The organism is Lunatimonas lonarensis, assembly GCF_000390185.1.
Classification (GTDB): Bacteria; Bacteroidota; Bacteroidia; order Cytophagales; family Cyclobacteriaceae; genus Lunatimonas; species Lunatimonas lonarensis.
In genome coordinates, this window is sequence record NZ_AQHR01000042.1 from 1 (window position 1) to 16,729 (window position 16,729).

The following is a 16,729-nucleotide window of genomic DNA, read 5'->3' on the forward strand; positions in this document are numbered from 1 at the left end:
CATTTTATGTAAATTTAGCAGACACACTTAAATGAACAGTCTCGTTTTTAATTGTTTTTTAGAGGTCACAACTTGTCCCGGTTTATCGGGATGGAATCTCGCATGGTTACACCGGGTGGAATCTCGCCATAATAGTCATCCCCGTGTGAATTTCTTCCTATGCTCGATTTCATAAAACTTTAACCCAAACGTTTTTTCCAATTACATTTTTCCTAAAAATGCAAATCCACTCCACAACTTATTCTAATATATTATCAGCACGCAGAGACAGTTTAAACCGCTACATAGCAGCTAAAACTTTATGGATAAAGTACTTTATGCTAATACTCATTGAAGATTTGTTAAGTAAATAGGTGATATATTAAGGATTCAGAATCAATGGTTTCCCGTAATTACCGCAGCGTGACAAGGCTGCGAAAAAATATTTTTGCCAATTCGTGCCTTTAAAACTCCCTGAGGATTCACAGAAGGCCAAAAGTTTTTTAAACACCTTGGTGTCTACGATGCCTATTTAAAGCACTTCTTGTTTCCTTAAAAACGGGTTTTCGTTTGCCATTGCAAATGGCTTAATGAAGATTTGTTTCTCAAAGGAATAGAGTGATAGATGGGTTTAGTAAATACTACACCCGGTTGGGGTTCACCTAATACCTCTTTTAAATATAATATCGCTTGTGAAGATTTCAGGGCTAACGCCCCTGGATGGCTTTTGTGGATATGCGGATTCTACTAAGATGAGAGGGCTACGCCCCTTTGGATTAGTCCTAGACTTTACTACTTGTATTTATGATTCCTTTCCGCAACAAGGTAGACAAATCCAACTCTATTTTCCTTTGCGTCTTGGCGCCTTTGCGTGAGCATCTTCTGCCGGAATGACCGGAACGGTAAAATAAACCAAAGGAGAAAAACTTTCTAAATCATCCGTAATACCCCCACCTCACAGCGCTCACCGGCTAGTAGCCGCTTGATCTCTTCGGGATCACGGTTTTTCTTGATCTCTTTTTGGTAGGCGGTGTGTTCCTGTTTGAATTTTTTGCGGTAAATCGCCTCCACAAAGCGCCTGATATCCGTTTTGGTTTCCAACTTCAGCGGAGGCACCGTAGTCGGCTTGTCGTCCTCTCCCTTGGCCACCATTGTAAAGTAGGAGGTGTTGGTGTGCTTCACCAAGCCGGTTTTCACGTTTTCGGAAATAACCTTGATCCCGATGATCATGGAGCTGTTTCCCACATAGTTGACAGAGGCCATCAGGGATACCAGTTCACCCACCTCCACGGGCTGCAAAAAATCCACTGTGTCCACCGAAACGGTCAAACAATAGGCCCCGCTGTGTTTGCTGGCGGTGGCATAGGCTACCTTGTCCATCAGGGACAGTAAAATTCCTCCATGTATCTTTCCCCCAAAGTTGGCATAAGAAGGGATCATCAATTCCGTTATCGTCACCCGCGAGAAGCTTGAGGGTCGGGCATCTAGTTGTTCCATACTTTCAAATAACGGATAAATTGCGCAATTTTACCCGTATCAAACCTCCAAAACCCGTGAAAAATCTTCTGCTTGTCCTGCTTCCGTTTTGCTGTATCCTCTCTGCCTCGGCCCAAACTTCCGACGAACACGCACTCCAGGCCTTGATTCAGGATTCCTTTGACCATATTTGGTCTGAATTGGACGCGGAAAAAATCCCCGATTACTACCTGCCCGACTTCCTCTTGCTGGAGCACGGCGAGGTTTGGGACAACGCCTTTATCGCCACCTATTTTGAGGGGGCCAGGACCAGGTCCCAACGGCCTATCCGTACCAACCGCTTTGAATTTATCCGTACGGATGTCCAAGGGGACATGGCGTGGATAGCCTATCACAACTACGCAGACTTTGCCCTCGAAGGACAAGAAACCCGCAAGGCCTACTGGCTGGAAAGTGCCGTGGCCCTAAAGACTCCGCAGGGATGGAAACTGAAAATGCTGCATTCTACCCGGGGAAAGGTCGATTAAAGCTAACTAGTCTACATTCCATAACACAAGCATTTGTATGAAGCGATGTTTGGGGGATTCTAAGGGAGATGGGTCAGTTTCTCAGCACTGTCAGGCGAGATGCTGTGCGGTATGGAAATAAGCTACTTTCCTAGTCCTCTTTTCTTTGGGTGGCGTCTTCGTCCGCCTGTTTGTCTAATAGTTTTTTTAGGGATTCGATATCGGCAAGGTCTTTTGCCCGTCCGGAAACCTGTTTGTTCTTTATAAAATCATTGGCACTGATGAACGATATTTGCAAGCCGTCAATATCGGTCTCGACACGGGCGTTGTACGCCTCGTCGAAATGAACTCCGGATATGGCGTTAAGGATGTCGATGCGCAATGGCGGATAACCCAATTGGGTAACATAATTTTCGCGTAGAAAATCATCCTCTGTAAGCCGAAGCTGGTCAAATCCGAAATCAGCTATCACCCTGACCATCCTACGGGCGTTTTCCGCATCGGGTTTTATCCATATATCGAGGTCTCCAGTATTTCTCGGTCTTCCGTGAAAGGAAAGGGCATACGCTCCGACCACCATATATTTTACTTGGTGCTTATTGAGAAACTCCACAAACTCGATGAAATCCTGTTCAAGCATCGAGATTCCGCTGGTTTATTGCTCTTTCAATGTGCTCGGGGTAGCTTCCAAGCAACCAACTGTAGTATGCCCTGCGCAAGCGTGTCACTTCGGCTATCCGCTCGGAAGCCGGGCGGTCTAACCAAAACAGGATATCCTGGAGGTCTTCCTCGTCTATCTTTACTTGGTTGGCCACCATTGCCATCTTCCTGTTTTTCATCTGTTTATAATATGTCTTTAAGCGGTCAGAACATGTCCCGGTTTATCGGGATGGAATCTCGCACGAATTCCCCGATAGCTATCGGGGCGTCCCTCCGTGTGTCGCTTGCGTCGTGCTCGATTTCATGGAGTCTATACAAACTTATCAATGTAAATATACAAAATATCGGACATTAATAAAAAATGGAAAGGGCGTCTACCCGTTCCAGTCCGTGTCCTTTCTGATGTCTTTGACAAACTTCCCGTTAGGAAAATCCTTATCGAGGCAATTGCTTTTTAGATAATCCAATACACTCTGCTGTGTTTGCTGGCCGTGGCCTAGGCTACCTTATCCATCAGGGACAGCAAATTCCTCGGTGGATCTTTGCCCTCGAAGGACAGGATACCCGCAAGGCCTACTGGCTGGAAAGCGCCGTGGCCATAAAAACACCACAGGGATGGAAACTGAAAATGCTACACTCCACCCGGGGAAAGATAGAATAGATTGTCTCAGTTTTCACTTCTCCATTCCATCACCACGTATTCAAGCCCTCCCTTTGCAAACGTTTCAGGGGTGCAGACCAGGCCAAACCTCTCGTAAAAGCCGGTCTTGGCTTTTCGTGCGTTGCACCAAATCCGGGAGTAGCCATTTTCCCTTAGCTCGCACATAACCAGGTGTAACAGAAGGGTTCCATAGCCCTTACCCTGATAGGCTTCCAGGGTGGCAAATTTTCGGAACTGTGCCTCCTTTCCATCTGTAAAGATCGAAATGACAGTCACCAGCTTTTCCTTCAGGTATAATCCCAAGTGCACCGCATCGGAGTCGCCTTTCACCCGCACGAAGTCGACGTCGCGGTCTGGCCACATCACCTGACGACGAATAGACCACACCAGATCCAGGCTAACAGGCTGTATGCATACGTTATTTGGTAATTTTTTGCTTACTTGCATCAGGCAAAAATAACCAACCGGGCACAAAATGGGCTTTTTATCACCCTTCATCTTTCGGCTATTTCTATTATTATCCTCTCCGGATCCGTCTGCTGCCATCAGCATTCCCCTGGGAGGCAATGCCTACCAAACCGCAGGCAACATGCTGGAGCCCGTGTCTCCGCAGGGGATCAGTAGTTGGAGCCATATCGATTCCGAATACGCCGTTTATTTTTATTTGGAAAAAGCGGCAAGGGTGTCTTTGGCGTTGACCGTACAGCCGCAGCAGGCAACCGCTACACTTTCCGCCCGGGTCGGCGCAAAAGAACACGAGTTTACCCTCAGGCCGGGACAGCATACGGCAGCATTGGGCAGTTGGGACCTTGAACAGGGCTATCAATCCCTGCAGCTGATGGCGGTGGATAGAGAAGGCTCACACTATGGGCATTTTACCGACCTGGTGATAACCCCCGAAGAAGGCGTAAACCTGCACTACGTCAAAGACAACGAAGCAAACCGATTCTACTGGGGTAGAAGGGGACCCTCCGTACATCTGAGATACGAAATACCGGAAAACCGCTCCTTCAAATGGTTTTACAATGAGATGACCGTGCCGGAAGGCCAGGATCCTATTGGATCCTATTTTATGGCCAATGGATTTGGACAAGGTTATTTCGGCATCCAAGTCAACTCCCCCACCGAAAGGCGTATCCTGTTTTCCGTTTGGAGCCCCTACCAGACGGACAATCCCAACGAAATTCCGGAGGACGAGCGCATCCGCATGATTCGCAAAGGCATAGACGTGTACACGGGAGAGTTTGGCAACGAAGGCTCGGGAGGGCAAAGTTACCTGAGGTACCCTTGGAAGGCCGGCGTAACCTACCGCTTCCTTAATTCGGTGGAGCCTGACGGAAAAGGAAATACGATCTACACGGCCTATTTCTACGACCCGGAAATGGAAGAGTGGTTGTTGATAGCCTCTTTTTCCAGACCCAAAACAGACACCTGGTACAGTCGCCCCCATTCCTTTCTCGAAAACTTCAACCCGCTGTATGGACACGTCGGAAGGAAGGTTTTGTACGAAAACCAATGGATTGGCGACGAGCACGGCAACTGGCACCCCATCGGCACAGCCACCTTTACGGGTGACGATATCGCACGGAGAGCCTACCGCTTAGACTTTGCCGGCGGTGCAGAAGGACAGCGCTTCTTCTTACAAAATGGAGGTTTTTTCCATCCTCACACAGAAATCGGCACCGCACATACCATACCCTTGCCGCTAAAAGAGCCTCAGGTTTCCATGGAAGCCTTACCCTAAAAATAAATTCTTACCCAAAAAGATATGCAAAAATTCTGCTTCCTTTCCCTTCTTACCTTAATAGGTTTAGCCTTTCCAAGCCTTGCGCAGCAGCAGCCCCCCAACATCGTATTGGTGTACATAGACGATATGGGCTACGGCGACCTAAGCATCACCGGAGCCAACGGTTTCCATACGCCCCACTTTGACCGGATGCTAAAGGACGGCGCATTTTTTTCGCAGTACTATGCACCCCAAGCGGTTTGCTCAGCATCCAGGGCGGGTGTAATGACCGGCACCTACCCCAACCGGATCGGTATGTCGGGGGCATTGGATCATACCGCGCAGATCGGACTGAATCCCGACGAGGAAACCATCGCCGATATTCTCAAAGAGCGGGGCTATGCCACGGCGGCTTTTGGAAAGTGGCACCTGGGCCACCATCCGGAGTTTCTTCCCACCCGACAGGGGTTTGACGAATTCTACGGCATACCCTACTCCAACGACATGTGGCCCAACCACCCAACGAACAAAAATTACTATCCAGAGCTACCTATGATCGCCGACGAAAAGGTAGTGGAGCTAAACCCAGATCAAAGCCAGTTTACCACCGTATTTACCGAGAAGAGCTTGGAGTTTATGGAGAAAAACAAGAACAGTCCCTTCTTTATCTACTTGGCCCATCCCATGCCCCATGTGCCGTTGTTTGTTTCGGACAAGTTTAAAGGAAAATCCGAGCAGGGCCTCTACGGGGATGTGATCATGGAGCTGGACTGGAGCATCGGACAGCTCCGCCAGAAAATTGCCGAATTGGGCTTGGAAGAAAATACCCTGTTGATCGTGACCTCAGACAATGGCCCATGGATCAACTACGGCAACCATGCCGGCAGTACCGGTGGGCTTCGGGAAGGAAAGGGGACTTCATTCGAAGGAGGACAGCGCGTACCCTGTCTGATGGTTTGGAAAGGCGTGGTGCCGGAAGGATTAGTGGTCAACAAACTGGCCTCTTCCATCGATCTGCTGCCAACGATTGCGTCCCTTACCGGGGCCAAGCAGCCCCGCAAGAAGATAGATGGCGTCGACCTCTCTGCGCTGGTAAAGGGAGATCTTAGCCAAACACCCCGAGATCATTTTCTCTTCTATTACCGAAGAAACAGCCTGGAAGCTATTCGCATGGGGGATTGGAAACTTGTACTGCCCCATCGGGGCCGAACCTATGAGGGTTTCTCTCCCGGCAAGGACGGGCAACCGGGTCCGGTTTACGAAAACTACTTTTTTGAGGGAGGCCTTTACGATCTCAGGAGAGATCCCGGAGAGCGTTACAATGTGCGGGCGGATCATCCAGAGATAGAAGTGGAAATCCTAAAGATCGCTGCCGATGCGCGGGAAGATCTAGGAGACGATCTCACCGGACATTCGGGAGCTAACCGCCGGGAACCTGGTAGGCGAAACAACTAAATCCAATTAGAAAAAAAAGCGCTCGGCTTGTTATGCCGGAGCGCTTTTTTTATGGTCAGTTCGATTTTTCAAGATATTCTTCGATTTGCTCCATGCTTACCGCCAAAGGCTTGGGGTACTTTTTCACCCAGGCGCGAAACTCGTTTTTGATTGCCTGGTTCCATTGCCCATGTATTTCGCCGGAAGGGTATTTGCCCTCCTGCAGCAGGATGCGTTCAAATTCGTCCCGTAGACCGACCAGTTCGGAGCTGATCACCAATTCTTCGACCAGGTAGGCCGGAATAAACACCGCTCCGTAATCGTTTGCAAATACCACGTCGCCGGGGAATACGGTAACCTCACCAATGCGGATGGGAGCGTTAATGGACGTCGGCGTCATATCACGAATATAGGATGGGTCGTGTCCTTTTATCCAAGCGTTGAAGCCATCGGTGTCCTTCAGCTCCTGCATGTCGCGGACTGAACCATAGAAGACCACCCCTTTTCCTGTTTTGCCGTAGATGGCGTTGCCCAGACTGGAACCGATCAGGGTGCCGTCCTTCACTTTGCCATATCCGTCGGCCACGTAGATATCTCCCGGGGTGAGGATGTCGATGGGCCAGATATTGATACCTCCCCGCTGGGAGCGGCCCTCTTCCTTGCCCCAAGCGCGCACCAGGCTATCCAGATCCGGGCGGGCAGGCATAAATTGGGCAGTGACCGCACGCCCCACCATGGTCTCTCCCGGTTTTAGGATAATCCAATCCTTTTCGACCTGGTTTCGAAAGCCCTTACGCATGAGGAAGCCCCAGATCTGCTCCAGGGTGGCACTTTCCAGACGTTCAAGCATGAAATCCGGTACGTGGGGCCGTCCATCCTCAAAGCGCTCCCCTTTCCATTTTGAAGTCCAGGTGACCACCTGATCCTTGGTTTGACCTACCTGTTGTGCGGTTGCAGTGAGGTGGAGATAAAAACCTAACAAACAAATCATTGACAATTTAAACATGGGCTATTGGGTTTATGAAGGTCGGTTACTATTCTTCTTTTCAAAAATAACAAAAATAGCGCAGCGGGAGGATTCAGCTTTCCAAAATTTATCCGAAGTCACCACGTACACTACCGAATTACCGCCAAAAAAATATTTACGCTTTCGTGTCAAAAACCTACATTTTCATGAAACATTGTTTTATTCTAAATGCATATATTTTTTATTCTATTAAACCCAAAATTTTGTACCCTTAAATGCCCAATATACCGAATTTAAACTTAGTACTAGACCAATTATTTTAACCAAAACTCATGTAGATACCATTCATATCTTATCTACTATTCACATTTTTTGACTTAAACAACGATAATTTATTACAAAGCAAACCTTTACATATATTATATAAAATCTATACCTTTATTTTTTATAAAAAAAGAGAAACAGCTTTCAAACGAGGCTTCTTTTTGCTCTTTTTTTAAAAAACCTTTTGTTAAAATAGGGAGGCCAATGTTAATAATTTATAAATTTTTTTGTAAAGTTACATTCTGAAAAATCTTTTGTTGACTAAGTTGATTAACCCTGATAATTACGATAGCCTATGAAAAACCCCCTTACTTAAAATTATCCCCGCGTGATCAAGCAATTCACGCAAAACAATTCACACTTATTTATTACAATCAATCCTGTTCGTTATGTACGAACACCTAGCTTATCTAAAATTATGAACAATGAAACAAATCTACACTTGATCAATCTAGCCAAAGGAGTCGGAAGATTCTTATTGGTTCCCGGATTGATGCTGTCGGCTTGGAGTCAACCTGTATTTGGTTCTTCTTTGCCGCTAGAAACCGCGCCTGTGGAAGCATTGGAAGCAGACATCACGGTACAAGGAACCGTTTCCGACGAAAATGGGCAGGCACTCCCCGGTGTAACCATTACGGTACAGGGACGTAACATCGGTACGGTTACCGATATCGATGGAGCCTACTCAATTACGGTACCTGACAATGCTACATTGGTTTTCTCTTTTATCGGATTTAAAAGCCAGAATGTACCCGTGGGCAACCGATCTACGATCAATGTGACCATGGTTGAAGATGTAGGAGCACTGGATGAATTTGTGGTTACCTCTTTCGGTGTGGCCAGAGAGCAACGATCTCTTGGCTATGCCACAACTACGATCAGTTCCGATGAACTGGTGAAAGTAGGTACTCCTAACATCGCTACCGCTCTGTATGGAAAAGCACCCGGTGTGCGTATCCAAGCCGGTGCGGGTGGTGCGACTTCTGCCGTAAATATCACGGTACGTGGTATCAACTCCATTACCGGCAGAAACCAACCTCTGATCATTTTGGACGGTGTTCCCATTCGAAACGAAGAAGTTTCCAACAACAACTATTGGGGCGATCAGCGTTTACGGGGTAACGGGTTATTGGATATCAACCCCGAGGACATCGATAATATCTCCATCTTGAAGGGTGCCTCTGCAGCTGCCCTTTATGGATCTGAGGCGGTCAATGGTGTCGTTCTGATCACCACCAAAAAAGGCAGTGCCGGTCAGAAGGGCTTCGCGGTAGATTTCAATGCGAACTATTCCATGGATCAGATCGCCTTCTTGCCCCGCTACCAAAATGTTAGAGGTCCAGGCGCACCAAGACACGTATTTCCGACTATCGGTCAGGATGCAGACGGCTTCGTAACCTACGAAGATGGTAGCAGAGGCGTTCCGGCCACCAACCTAAACTTTGGTGTACCATTTGACGGTCGACCAGTGAGATCTTGGGACGGTGTAATAAGGCCCTATGAGGCGCAAATAAACAACTATGCCCAGTTGTTCAATAGTCCTATCAACTCACAGGTTAACGTGGCCATCTCGAATTCCACCAATGTAGCAGACTTCCGCCTTTCACTGACCCGTCAGGACAACGAAGGTTTGAGCTTGAATTCGAAAAACAACAAAAACATCATGAACCTGAACTCTACCTTCCGGGTTTCCAAAAAGGTAAGGACAGATCTGATGATTAATTATATCAATCAGAACACCGAAAACCGTCCCGTTTCGGTCGATCGGATGATCAACAACTTCACCGGTATGATGACTCGTTTCGACAACGGTGCCTGGTATTTGGATAGATATCAGACAAGTCGCGGATATCGTTTTGTTACCGGAAACGGCCAAAGCTTAACACCAGACGAAAATATTCGTTTTAATCACTTCATGCCAGATATTGCCGACTATGTATGGCGGGTAAACAGACACCAAGCCTCTGAAATCAGCAACCGGGTAATCAGTAGCTTGACCAACACCATTGAGATCACAGACGAGTTGTCACTTCGTGCACGGGTGTCTACCGACTTCACCTACAGGAATTCTGAAAACAGAGCGGCTACCGAAAGACCGCTTGCCTTTGGGCCATCGGGTGGATTTAGCATGCAAAACGAAACCTTCAACATTCTGTACGGTGATGTGCTTTTGACGTACCGAAAAAACCTCAGCGAGGATATCACTGTGTCTGCGATGGCCGGCTATACAGCCAACAAAGAAACCTTGTCATCCATCAGCCGCGGAACCAATGGTGGCTTGAGTACCGAAAACCTCTTTGACATCGTAGCTTCGGTCAATATTCCGAACAACGGTTCACTCCGCAGGGCCAGGGTTATTGACGCCACACTGGGTACGGTAAATTTTGATTACAAAGGTATTTGGTACGTAGAGGGAACCGTTCGTAGGGACCGGACTTCTACGATGAATCCAAACAACAACAGCTTTGTATATCCTTCGGCAAACACCAGTTTTATGATCTCCGATGCCTTTGAGCTTCCAAGCCTGATTGATTTTGCGAAACTTAGGGGTTCTTGGGGAATCGTAGGTAACTATCCCGATATCTATCAGGCCAACATCGCCTACAACCAAAATACCTTGGGTGAACAGCGACCAGGCGGCGGATCGGTATTATTTACCAATATCCCTTGGAGCTTTGGAAATGACGGTATACGCCCCGAACAAAAATATGAGTTTGAATTCGGCGTGGAGACTAAATTGTTCAATGGGCGACTTGGGTTGGAGTTCAACTACTTCAACGCCCAAATTCGTGACCAAATCCTTCCATTGACCCTTCCAGCTACCTCCGGTGCAGGAAGTGTATTGGCAAACATAGGCACCATGCGAAACAAGGGGATTGAATTGTCCTTGACCGGCCAGATTTATCAACGAGCCTCTTTCCAATGGGAAGCAGGGTTGAACTTGGCGAGAACCATGAACGTCATCGAACAATTGGCCAACAATGCGCCAGAGTTGATTCACGCAGACTTTGACGGTAATGCAGCGCAGCTACGATCTGTGGTAGGAAGACCCATGGGGGACTTCTATGCGCGTCCAGTGGAAAGAGATGCCAACGGCAACAAGATTGTGCAGCCAAATGGTATCTACAAAATCGACCCAAATGAGTGGATTCAAGTGGGCAACGCGATGCCGAAAGCTATTGGAGGTGTCTTCAACAATTTCGCCTACAAAAACTTTACGTTGGATGTACTGGCTGACTTCCAAATCGGCGGACACGTGATGCCTACGGGTATCAACTGGATGATTTCCAGAGGATTAACCGAACAAAGCTTACATGCCATGAACACCGAAAGAGGCGGCCTATCCTACTACGTGAATGCGCAAGGTCAGGGCGTACAGGTGCAGAGCGGAGCAGCAGCCGGTCCAGGCGGTGAAACGGTCTACCACGACGGTATGTTGATGGAAGGAGTTACCGCGGACGGCAATGCCAATACCAATGTGATTTCCCAAGCGCTATACTTTCAGCGGACGTACGGCTGGGGTGGTCCTCAGTACAGTCAGTCCCGTTATGAACTGTATATCCAGGAAAACACCTATTTCAAGATGCGCGAACTTGCCTTGGGATACAGTATCCCTTCCCGTATAGCTTCCAAACTGGGTGCCAATAGCATACACGTATCCACATTCGGTCGAAACCTGTTCTTCTTCTACCGAAACATCAAAGACCTTGATCCGGAAGTGTTGACAGGAGGTTCCCGATGGACGCAAACCCTGACCAATGCAGGAACCAACCCTGCCACCCGTACAGTGGGCTTTATGGTAAGGGCCAAGTTCTAAGCGTGCAATCACCAAAAAATCGAATATCATGAATATCAAACATATAATCGTGGCATTGATGCTGACTGTAGTTGCAGTTAGTTGCCAATTTTCGGATTTCGAGGATAATTACAGAGATCCTTCCAGGATTTCGGAGTCTTCCATCGAAAAGCAGTTTACAGGGTTTATCATTGCGAACAGGAACTACGTGCTGCCCAGCTATGATAACTATTTTATCAACCTTCGGATCACACTAAACCGCTTCACCCACTCCATCGGGTGGGTAAATGGTGAAAACCAATACGTCCCAGGATCCGCGGCGATTAACAACCGTTGGAACAATTACTACCAGTTTTTGGCCCAGTACAGAGAGTTGGAGAAAATCTATGCTGGCCTAACGCCTCAACAGCAGACAGACTATCGTTTGTTTATGATCACGGCAGCAACCTATCTGTATGACCATACCCAGAAGATCGTCGATCTGCATGGGGATATTCCTTGGTCCAAGGCAGGGATGTTAAGTACCAACGGTGGAAATTTTGGTATTTCCTATCCAGAATACGACACCGCTGAGTCCATCTATACCAAAATGCTGGACGACCTGGCCGGCTTTGCAGATGAACTCCGTACGCTCACGATAAACCCCGGTATCAAAGTAGGTTTTGACAACCAAGACCTAATCAACCGTGGTGATATTGATCAGTGGCTGAGATACATCAATTCCCTTCGTATCCGTATGTTGACCACCGTAAGTGGAACCACTGCCTTTGGTGCACGGGCAAATACCGAGATTGCGGCCATCTTGGCCAATCCAGGAAACTATCCAATTGTATCGAGCAATGCTCATAATATCAACTTCCGTATCCACACCTTGGGAACGCTAATAGGTGCGACTTCCTTCCAAAGTGGATTGGAAGATTGGAACGGAAATGTGGCTGGAAAATTCTTGGTAGACCACATGGTCGAAAACGGAGACCCTCGCCTGACCTACCTTTTTGAGCCCGGACTGGAAGCAGAAGAAGGTGAGTTCATCACGATGGATCCCCTCGAAAACCAAAACTTCCAAACCATCTTGGTAGCTACAGGTACACTTGCGATCTACAACAGGTCAACCACCAGCCGCAATCAGTTCTTTCCCGGCGTGCTGATCAACTCCGCCCAGGTACACCTGATGCTGGCAGAACACTTTGCCAAACAAAATCAGAATGCCCAAGCAAAGCAGCATTATGAAACTGCGATCAAAGAGTCTATCGGTTACTATCAAAATTTGAGAGCCTTGTCCAACAATGCGATCTCACCGGCACCTGCTGCCATTACACCTGCGCACATTGATGCATACCTAGCCGCACCTGCCGTTTCCTGGGAAACGGCATCCACCACGGCAGATCGCATTCGCCTAATCGCAAGGCAGCGTTGGTTGCACTTCAACGTAATCCAGCCAAATGAAAACTGGACCGATTTCAGACGTCAGAATGTACTAGGCCTTCCGTTTTGGGAAGACCCCTTTAACCCTCAGCGATTCCCGCCCAACCGATGGATCTATCCTGATTCTGAGCAGACTTTCAACCCCGACAATTATGCCAGGGTACAACCTACCGATAACCTTACAACCAGAATATTCTGGCATGTCAACTGATCGAAGTTGTATATAAACTAAAAAAAGAGGCTGCCCTTTTTCGGACAGCCTCTTTTTTATTTTTCGGCCTTTGTGCTGAATAGTCCGAACTTTTTTCAGGTTTACCGGAATAACCCCTCCTACGAATCAGGAAGATCCAGAAGCGTTGGCAGCATGTATCCCACTGCGTACAGCTTAGCTCTCACACAACGGCATTTGGCACTTTCATTCCCGGTAAACCAGCAATCTATCCCATCGATAAAAAATACAACCAAATAAGGCTATCAACTATACGGGGCGTAAAGCTGTATCTTCATAAATACGTTTTATCAATCCCTTAAATTCATTTTATTTAGAATTAATCTAATTTAATTGGAGGATTTACTTTCGTACTCTAATATTGCATTCAATTTATATTTGATCTAAATAAAAAGGCAACATGTCTACTAAAAACCTGATCACCACAGCGCTCCTAATAATCTCAATGGGATGGCAAGCCGTCTATGCACAGAAGAACATCTTACGGGGAAATGTTTCCGATGCAGAAAACAGCGCGATACCAGGCGCAACCGTCTACCTGGAAGGAACCATACGGGGTGTACAATCTGACTATATGGGTCGTTATACCATGAAGGACATTCCAAAGGGCGAATATGTGTTAAAAATTGCCATGCTCGGATATAAGGAAGCGAGCATACCCTTTCGCATTACTGAGCAGGAAAACCTAGAACTAAATGTCACCCTGGACGAGGATCAACTCTCCATGGACACCTTTGAGTTCAGGGTCAGCAGAGGCATCACCGGACAAGAGCGTCTCCCCGAAGTAGAAGGTTTCCAGATAAATGCGGCCAAGAAAAACGAGGTAATTCGGTTGGATGGCATAGATGCCAACCTCGCTATGAACAATAGCCGTCAGATATTTGGACGAACTCCGGGGATCTCCATCTGGGAAAATGACGGTTCCGGTATACAGCTAGGCGTCGCTTCCAGGGGCTTGAGTCCCAACCGATCCTGGGAATTTAATGTGCGCATGAATGGCTACGATATCACGCCCGACCCCATGGGCTATCCCGAAGCTTATTTTACCCCTCCTATGGAGGTAGTGGAACGTATCGAAATCATCCGCGGCGCATCTTCCATACAATACGGCTCCCAGTTTGGCGGTCTGATGAACTTCGTAATGAAAAAGCCCGATAAGTCTACCCGCTTCACCTTCGAAACGTTGAATACCGTAGGTAACAATGGGCTGTTCAGTACATTCAACTACCTGGGTGGTACAGAGGGAAAATGGAGCTACACGGCCTACTATCAGAAACGGGTGGGAAATGGCTGGAGGGAAAATGGTTATTTCAATACCGACCACGCCCATGCCGAGGTCAATTATGCCGCCAGCAACCGCCTGATGATCGGGCTCGAAATGACCTACATGAACACCGAAAGCCAGCAGCCCGGAGGACTGACCGATGCGCAGTTTGCCGTGGATGCAAGGAGCAGCACCCGGGAGCGAAACTGGTTCAGCACCCCATGGGTCATTCCCGCCCTCACGGCCGAATACATTGTAAGCAAACAGACAAAGTTGAGCTGGAAAACCTTCGGCACCTTTGCCGAGCGAAATTCGGTCGGGTTTATGCGGCCCATCAATATCGAAGATGACCTAGGTAACCGACAAGTGGATCGGGATTTCTATACCACCTATGGATCAGAGCTGCGGATGATTACCGACTACAGCATCCTCGGAAAATCAACTACCCTTGCAACCGGCCTTCGGTACTTCAACGGCTTTATCGACAGAAAGCAACTGGGCGAAGGCAATAATGGCAGACGAATGGATTTTGACTTGATAGACGGGACCCAATACCGAAGAGAGCTGGATTTCACCAACACCAACCAGGCCGCATTCGCTGAAAACGTACTTCGTTTTTCCGACAAATGGCTTATCACAACCGGATTGCGGTTTGAGCGAATATTCTCCAATATGGAAGGGGTATTCAACCGGGTAAACGGGAACACGCAGATGCTGGATCCACAGCAAACCACCCGAAATTTTGTATTGGCCGGTTTAGGTTCACAGTACAAAATCACCCGAAATACCGAGTTCTATACCAACTTCTCCCAGGCGTACCGGCCTGTGCTGATCTCCGATCTGACGCCTCCGGCCACCACGGACCTGATCGACGAAAACCTGAAGGATTCGCGCGGATTTAACTTCGACATTGGCTATCGGGGCAGCGTACAGGACTGGCTTCAATTTGACCTTGGCTATTTCCACCTAAACTATGCCGATAGGATCGGAACCATCGCAACCCTAACCGAAGCAGGCGCCGTTCAGCAGTTCCGAACCAATCTGGGCAACTCGGTGAGTAAGGGCTTTGAAGGCTACGTGGAGTTGGATCCCATTACAGCTCTCTTCAAAACTTCCCGATATGGGTACCTGCATCTCTTTGCATCTATTGCCTATATCGATGCGCGGTACGGAGACTTTCCGACTGCATCCCTCAGGGATGGCGAAATCGTACCGGGAAACCTGGCAGGAAATCGCGTAGAAAATGCCCCCAGAAAGATCAATCGCTACGGCGCCACCTACCGGTATAGCAAATTTTCGATGACTTGGCAATTGAGCGATGTCGGAGATGCCTTTTCCGACGCCTCCAACACCGTAGCATCCAACACGGCCGCTACTGTGGGCCTGATTCCCGCTTACCAGGTGCAGGACCTGTCCGTATCGGCAGACATCAAAAAGCGGTACCTCTTCCGAGGAGGGATCAACAACCTCACCGATGAACGTTACTTCACCCGAAGAGCCGGTGGATACCCCGGCCCCGGGATTATGCCCGGCGACGGTAGGACCTTTTACCTGACCTTTGGTTTCAAGCTCTAGGGGACAATATCCTTAGCAAAAAAAGGCTGCTTGTATCTTTGAATAAACAGGCAGCCTTTTTTTAGTATAACGCAAAGTTGCCCAGGAAATTGATCGTCGCACCCTTGGTGCTTTTAGGGATTGGGATGACCTATTCGCATAGCCCTAACAGGCCATGTTACTGATTGCCGCACCGTTGGTGCTTTAGTGGAAGTGGCCAGTGGCCGCATGATTCCATAGCCCTGTTGGTTATGTTAGTACCCCTCGCACCTTTATCGTCAAGTTAATCATCAGCACCAAAGGTGCAACATCACTAGCCTTGGGCAGCGCCCAAGGAAGAACGCGAATACGCAGTCCAAGCGCCAAAGGCGCGGAATCAATAGCCTGGCACATCAACCGAACACCCCTCCACCTCGGAAAATCGTTAGGATGAAGCACTGCAAAACGTTATTGGTGGGCAATGAAACAACTTTACAGGACAAGAATCATTCATCGTCCTCCTAATACAACAGCCCAAATAACCATAGAGGCACTCTCCTATTGCTCCTCCCTTTGATATCAAGTGCCAAAAAGGATTGGGGGACTCCTTGGAGCTGATCGGTGGTCTTGGATTCGCCGCCTACCTCAAATACATACGCATCATCGACCATAAAGTCACCAAACTTCGGAGCCGTCACCGAATGAACAGCACTCAGTTGATTGAGGAAAAAGGTTTCACGGACACTGCC

The 16,729-nt window shown here is 48.1% G+C and carries 12 protein-coding genes and 1 pseudogene; 7 read left to right on the forward strand and 6 right to left on the reverse strand.

What is annotated here, in order from left to right:
• Positions 1-909: 909 nt before the first annotated feature.
• Positions 910-1,476 (reverse strand): acyl-CoA thioesterase, encoded by a 567-nt coding sequence (locus ADIS_RS06520; RefSeq protein WP_035804968.1) that lies wholly within the window; start codon positions 1,474-1,476, stop codon positions 910-912.
• Positions 1,477-1,532: 56 nt separating this feature from the next.
• Between ADIS_RS06520 and ADIS_RS06525 the strand changes: the two genes are divergently transcribed.
• On the forward strand, positions 1,533-1,982 hold the full coding sequence (locus tag ADIS_RS06525; RefSeq protein ID WP_155907212.1) for a DUF4440 domain-containing protein: 450 nt from the start codon (positions 1,533-1,535) through the stop codon (positions 1,980-1,982).
• A gap of 130 nt (positions 1,983-2,112) precedes the next feature.
• Here ADIS_RS06525 and ADIS_RS06530 read toward each other — a convergent pair whose 3' ends face one another.
• Together ADIS_RS06530 and ADIS_RS06535 are read right to left on the reverse strand one after the other, a co-directional pair.
• The gene (locus ADIS_RS06530) at positions 2,113-2,601 is read right to left on the reverse strand and encodes a nucleotidyltransferase (protein WP_010853594.1); all 489 of its coding nucleotides are present in this window, start codon (positions 2,599-2,601) and stop codon (positions 2,113-2,115) included.
• Complete coding sequence (locus ADIS_RS06535) at positions 2,594-2,800, reverse strand: hypothetical protein (protein ID WP_155907214.1); 207 nt, start codon at positions 2,798-2,800, stop codon at positions 2,594-2,596. The genes ADIS_RS06530 and ADIS_RS06535 overlap by 8 nt, the downstream gene beginning before the upstream one ends.
• A gap of 299 nt (positions 2,801-3,099) precedes the next feature.
• Between ADIS_RS06535 and ADIS_RS06540 the strand changes: the two genes are divergently transcribed.
• On the forward strand, positions 3,100-3,282 hold the full coding sequence (locus ADIS_RS06540; RefSeq protein ID WP_010853596.1) for a hypothetical protein: 183 nt from the start codon (positions 3,100-3,102) through the stop codon (positions 3,280-3,282).
• 6 nt (positions 3,283-3,288) lie between these two features.
• On the opposite strand, the gene ADIS_RS06545 is transcribed toward ADIS_RS06540, so the two are convergent.
• A complete protein-coding gene (locus ADIS_RS06545) occupies positions 3,289-3,780 on the reverse strand; it encodes a GNAT family N-acetyltransferase (RefSeq protein WP_238325397.1) in 492 nt (163 codons plus the stop codon).
• Here ADIS_RS06545 and ADIS_RS06550 point away from each other — a divergent pair.
• Positions 3,758-5,026 carry a DUF3472 domain-containing protein gene (locus ADIS_RS06550; RefSeq protein WP_010853598.1) on the forward strand — a complete coding sequence of 423 codons (1,269 nt, stop codon included), beginning with the start codon at positions 3,758-3,760 and terminating at the stop codon, positions 5,024-5,026. The genes ADIS_RS06545 and ADIS_RS06550 overlap by 23 nt on opposite strands.
• A 24-nt stretch (positions 5,027-5,050) precedes the next feature.
• Positions 5,051-6,463 carry a sulfatase family protein gene (locus ADIS_RS06555; protein WP_010853599.1) on the forward strand — a complete coding sequence of 471 codons (1,413 nt, stop codon included), beginning with the start codon at positions 5,051-5,053 and terminating at the stop codon, positions 6,461-6,463.
• A gap of 55 nt (positions 6,464-6,518) precedes the next feature.
• On the opposite strand, the gene ADIS_RS06560 is transcribed toward ADIS_RS06555, so the two are convergent.
• On the reverse strand, positions 6,519-7,448 hold the full coding sequence (locus ADIS_RS06560) for an RraA family protein (RefSeq protein ID WP_010853600.1): 930 nt from the start codon (positions 7,446-7,448) through the stop codon (positions 6,519-6,521).
• A gap of 703 nt (positions 7,449-8,151) precedes the next feature.
• On the opposite strand from ADIS_RS06560, the gene ADIS_RS06565 reads away from it, so the two are divergent.
• The 3 genes from ADIS_RS06565 (at position 8,152) to ADIS_RS06575 (ending at position 16,022) form a co-directional block, all read left to right on the forward strand.
• The gene (locus ADIS_RS06565) at positions 8,152-11,550 is read left to right on the forward strand and encodes a SusC/RagA family TonB-linked outer membrane protein (protein WP_035804972.1); all 3,399 of its coding nucleotides are present in this window, start codon (positions 8,152-8,154) and stop codon (positions 11,548-11,550) included.
• A 28-nt stretch (positions 11,551-11,578) separates the two neighbouring features.
• Positions 11,579-13,165, forward strand: a complete 1,587-nt coding sequence (locus tag ADIS_RS06570; protein ID WP_010853603.1) for a SusD/RagB family nutrient-binding outer membrane lipoprotein — start codon at positions 11,579-11,581, stop codon at positions 13,163-13,165.
• A gap of 418 nt (positions 13,166-13,583) precedes the next feature.
• A complete protein-coding gene (locus ADIS_RS06575; RefSeq protein WP_010853604.1) occupies positions 13,584-16,022 on the forward strand; it encodes a TonB-dependent receptor in 2,439 nt (812 codons plus the stop codon).
• Between the two features lie 479 nt (positions 16,023-16,501).
• On the opposite strand, the pseudogene ADIS_RS23130 reads toward ADIS_RS06575, so the two are convergent.
• Positions 16,502-16,729: pseudogene (locus tag ADIS_RS23130) on the reverse strand (ATP-binding protein); the annotation flags it as partial.